Annotated in this window: 4 protein-coding genes and 1 rRNA gene; 4 read left to right on the forward strand and 1 reads right to left on the reverse strand. The window is 52.1% G+C overall.

Features of this window, described 5'->3' with window-relative positions:
* The 4 genes from rrf to B5F76_RS14140 form a co-directional block, all read left to right on the forward strand.
* Positions 1 to 98: ribosomal RNA gene (gene rrf, locus B5F76_RS14125) — 5S ribosomal RNA — on the forward strand; the annotation flags it as partial.
* 310 nt (positions 99 to 408) lie between these two features.
* Positions 409 to 1,290, forward strand: a complete 882-nt coding sequence (locus B5F76_RS14130) for an AAA family ATPase (protein WP_087355715.1) — start codon at positions 409 to 411, stop codon at positions 1,288 to 1,290.
* The gene (locus B5F76_RS14135; RefSeq protein WP_087355717.1) at positions 1,262 to 1,612 is read left to right on the forward strand and encodes a hypothetical protein; all 351 of its coding nucleotides are present in this window, start codon (positions 1,262 to 1,264) and stop codon (positions 1,610 to 1,612) included. The genes B5F76_RS14130 and B5F76_RS14135 overlap by 29 nt, the downstream gene beginning before the upstream one ends.
* A gap of 189 nt (positions 1,613 to 1,801) precedes the next feature.
* Positions 1,802 to 3,397, forward strand: coding sequence for an AAA family ATPase (locus tag B5F76_RS14140; protein WP_087355719.1), 1,596 nt, complete (start codon positions 1,802 to 1,804; stop codon positions 3,395 to 3,397).
* An 80-nt stretch (positions 3,398 to 3,477) separates the two neighbouring features.
* Here B5F76_RS14140 and B5F76_RS15245 read toward each other — a convergent pair.
* The coding region (locus tag B5F76_RS15245) for a hypothetical protein (protein ID WP_204218438.1) at positions 3,478 to 3,905 on the reverse strand (428 nt) is incomplete at its 5' end.

Here is a 3,905-nt window from a genome sequence, read left to right on the forward strand (position 1 = left end):
GGAGGGTACACCCGATCCCATTCCGAACTCGGAAGTTAAGCTCCTTTTCGCCGATGATACTGCATATCTTCATGTGGGAAAGTAGGTAGTTGCCAAGATTTTTCATGAAGCCCCGTAGAGCACATTCTGCTCCGGGGCTTTTTCTTGATCTGGGGGCCTGGATGGTTGGCAGCCCAAGGGACAAGACAGAAAGAAGATGCCCCTTGCAGGCAGGCTGCACCTGGCCTATGCTCCTTCCAAAGTGCATGCCTTTTCCGGCAAAGTCGGTGACACGGGCAATGGGTATGACGCAAGCCTGGGCCGGGAATGCATGCCAAGTCGTTGATGCCCACCAAGAAGGTGGCAATCAAAGTGGTACCGTGACAATCGCAGGACTGACACTTTGTAAAAAGTGCAACAAAGGAGCACGTGGACAAGACCGGCTTCATCGAATCCTTCCTGACCTTTCCTGGAAATCCCAATCCCAGCCATTACTGTCCCCATGCCTCTGCCACGCTTCTCATGCGCCCAAGGCGTTTCGGGAAATCATTGCTCATGTCCATGCTGGCCGAGTTTTTCGATATCAGCAAGGACAGCAGGGAGCTGTTTGGAGGTCTCAAGGTAATGAACAACAAGAGGCTGTGCGAGCAGTGGATGAATCAGTACCCTGTGGTTCTTCTTTCTCTGCAGAACGTGAAGGGAGCGACATTCGAGGAGGCAATGGATTGCCTGCGCAAGGAGATTGCGCTTGTCTGCACCAAGATAGATCCTCTTCTGGACAGGGAGAAGCTGGGGAACAGGTGGAAGTTCTGGGAGAACAACAAGAAGCGCTTCCTTGCTTCTGACAGGCAGTGGTCCCTGTCCTGTGCCCTGTACGCCATAACGCATGTTTTGCATGCCCAGTTTGAAAAGAGGACTATCGTTCTGGTTGATGAATACGATGCTCCTCTCGTGTGCGCCGCAGAGCATGGCTATTACGAGGAAATGCACAGTTTCATCGGCAGTTTCCTCGGCGAGGCCCTGAAAACGAATTTTCATCTCAAGTTCGGCATCTTCACCGGGTGCCTGCGCTACATGCCACATGGCCTTGGTTCGGGCTTCAACAATTTCAGTTGCGAGCACCTGGCCGATTTTGATCGGTATGCCTCCTACTTCGGCTTCACCCAGGACGAGGTGGACAGGCTTTTGCTCGATGCTGCCCTCTTCCCCAGACGACAGGAATTCAGGGAATGGTACGGGGGGTATCACATGAGCGGGCTAAAGCTATTGTCCCGCAAGCGTCATGGACTATCTTTGCGACGTGCAGGATAACCCTGATACCTCTCCCCGGGTCTACATGGACTACAGCTTGGAAAAGAATTTGATTGAGCAACTGACAGAAGGAGATGCGGCCTTCAATGTGGATCGGCTCATGGGTGTACAAACCGATATCGACGTATGCATCGAATACAACGAGGAGAGGCTCTGGAGGAAAGAGCTTTTGTCCCGCCTCCTTTTTGCCGGATTTCTGACTGGCGCGCCGGACTACCTGGAAGAGGATATCCATCGCGCAGGCGCCTACATGAAAATCTTGAGTGTCCCCAATAGGGAGGTTCGCGAGATTTTTGCCTGTGTTGTGCAGCAAGGCAGGTAGTGCACACGCATGCACGCATCAAGAGAGGTGCCCCCGGAGCGATCCGGGGGCACTGTCCAAAGGCTGGCGGCCCTTCCTTAAAGCAATTTCTTCGAGACGGGTCCCGAAGCAAGCTTTGCAGCCATGCGGTCTTTTCCTATACTGTCCACAGATTTTATCCCTGTTCTGCAGCCAGGCTCTGCGGCCAACATGAAGGAATGTATCATGCCCAATGCTCTGCCCCTTGGATCTTCAAATTTTGCCACCTTGCGCGCAAACAACGAAATCTACGTCGACAAGACAGAGCTTTTGTATCGGCTTGCGCAAGGCAGAGGAAAAATTTTCCTTGCAAGGCCAAGGCGTTTTGGCAAATCCCTGCTGATCTCCACCTTCGAATCCCTGTTCAGATATGGACTGCGGGATTTCCGGGCGCTTGCAATTGAGAAACTGTGGAATGACACAACGTATTCAGTAGTAAAACTGGACTTCTCGGGCCTCAAGTCCTGTCCGGATCGTGAAGGATTCGCGGCTGGACTGTACAGCCTTTTGCAGGCAGCCTTCATGCCCCTGGGCTTTCGCTATCAGCCAGAGCTGAAGACAGTGTTTTTCCTGGATCAGCTGAAGATGTGGCTTGCCTCGCAAGCCCCGAACTCCCTGGTGCTTTTGATAGATGAGTACGATGCGCCCCTGACGTCACATCTGGAGAACCCGGAGGCCTTTGAGATTATTCGCGACTGCCTGGGAGAATTCTATGCTGCGATCAAGGAGTATGAGGGCTGCTTTCGCTTCTTCTTCATGACCGGGATCACCAAATTCAGCAACACGAGCATTTTCTCTGCGTTCAACAATCTCCAGGACATTTCCATGAACCCCGTCTTCGGCACGCTTCTGGGCTACACCGAAGAGGAAATCCTGCGCTATTTTTCCGCCTATCTCTCCGAGGCAGCCTTGGCGCTTGCCATGTCCGAAGCAGAGCTTCTGGAAAACCTCAAGGCAAACTACGACGGTTTTTCCTTTGACTCGCAGGCGCGGTATCACGTCTTTTGTCCCTGGTCGGTGCTGAATTTCCTGAAATTCCCGCAACTGGGGTTCGAAAACTACTGGTACACAAGTGGCGGTCAGCCATCGGTTCTCTTGAAGTATCTCGTGAACCACGCCCTGTCCGAACCAATCGCTTATGCGGACACAAGAGAAGTGCGCCTCTCGGAGCTGAATGCCTCAAGGCAGTATGACGATATAGGGCTTGATGTGCTTTTGACCCAGGCAGGCTATTACACCATACGGGAGGTCACGGAAGACCGCTACGCTATCCTCGGCTACCCCAACCAGGAAGTGGCAGTCTCCATGGCACAGCTCTACGCGGACAGACTGTTGCAGGGAAAGCGTATTCGAACAGGGGCAATGCCCATCTTATCGGCAATGAGGCAGGGAGATGTCGAGGCCGTCATTGCCTATTTCAATGCTGCCGTTGGCGCCATCGACTACCACCGCTACCCAATAGTGGACGAGGCCAGCTGCCGTGCCTATCTGCAGGTGCTCCTGATTGGGGCAGCCATGATTCCCGGGGTAGAGATACACAATGCCCTGGGACGCAGCGACATGGAAGTTGCAGCAGGGCAAAGGCACTGGGTCTTCGAGTTCAAGTATGCCAAAAAGTCTTCCGAGACAGCCCGGCTTCTTGAGCAGGCAGTCGAGCAGATACGCCAAAGGAGCTACGGTGAGGCAACAGGTGAGAAGACTCTTCTTCGTGTCGCCCTGGTCTTTGATGGCGAGCAAAGGTGCTTTGCCGCATGGAAGTGCGTGTAGGCAGTTTTGTTGTCGAGCTATGGAGCTTTTTGGGGGACAAACAGAAGGCAATACTCTGTTTGCTGTAGTTGCATGAAAATTCAATAGGTTAGGAGATAGAGTCTGCATCCGGTAGAAAAAAGTTTGTCAAAAATGCAGAATTTTGTTGACAGACCCATGCCACAAGCGTAGAAGCCTCCCTCGCGCCAATTGAAAACGCACCTTGCGAATTCATTTGGAGCAAGGCTTAACGCCAGTCTGGAAGGCAGTTTCGAGAGCTTCCCAAAAAAGTTCAAAAAAATTGCTTGACAGATGAAAACCGAAAAGCCTATAAAGAACTTTCCCGCGACTGAGAAGGAACAAAATTCTTCCGCGAAAAAAAAATCGCGAAACGAAAAAAAAAGTTCTTGACAGTTGGCAAGGAAAAGGGCATAAAGCCCGACGCCGCTTGAAACGGCGGCAGGTTCTGGTTCATTGACAAGTGAATAGCGAATGGGAAGAGAACTTTGAGATTCTGATTTCTGCGACT

Source organism: Desulfovibrio sp. An276 (genome assembly GCF_002159665.1).
In the GTDB taxonomy this organism is placed as follows: Bacteria; Desulfobacterota; Desulfovibrionia; order Desulfovibrionales; family Desulfovibrionaceae; genus Desulfovibrio; species Desulfovibrio faecigallinarum.

What these genes read in the sequence shown, in the direction of transcription:
- B5F76_RS14135 (WP_087355717.1), top strand. Translation starts at nt 1,262, where the DNA reads ATGGACTATCTTTGCGACGTGCAGGATAACCCTGATACCTCTCCCCGG.
- B5F76_RS14140 (WP_087355719.1), top strand. Translation starts at nt 1,802, where the DNA reads ATGAAGGAATGTATCATGCCCAATGCTCTGCCCCTTGGATCTTCAAAT.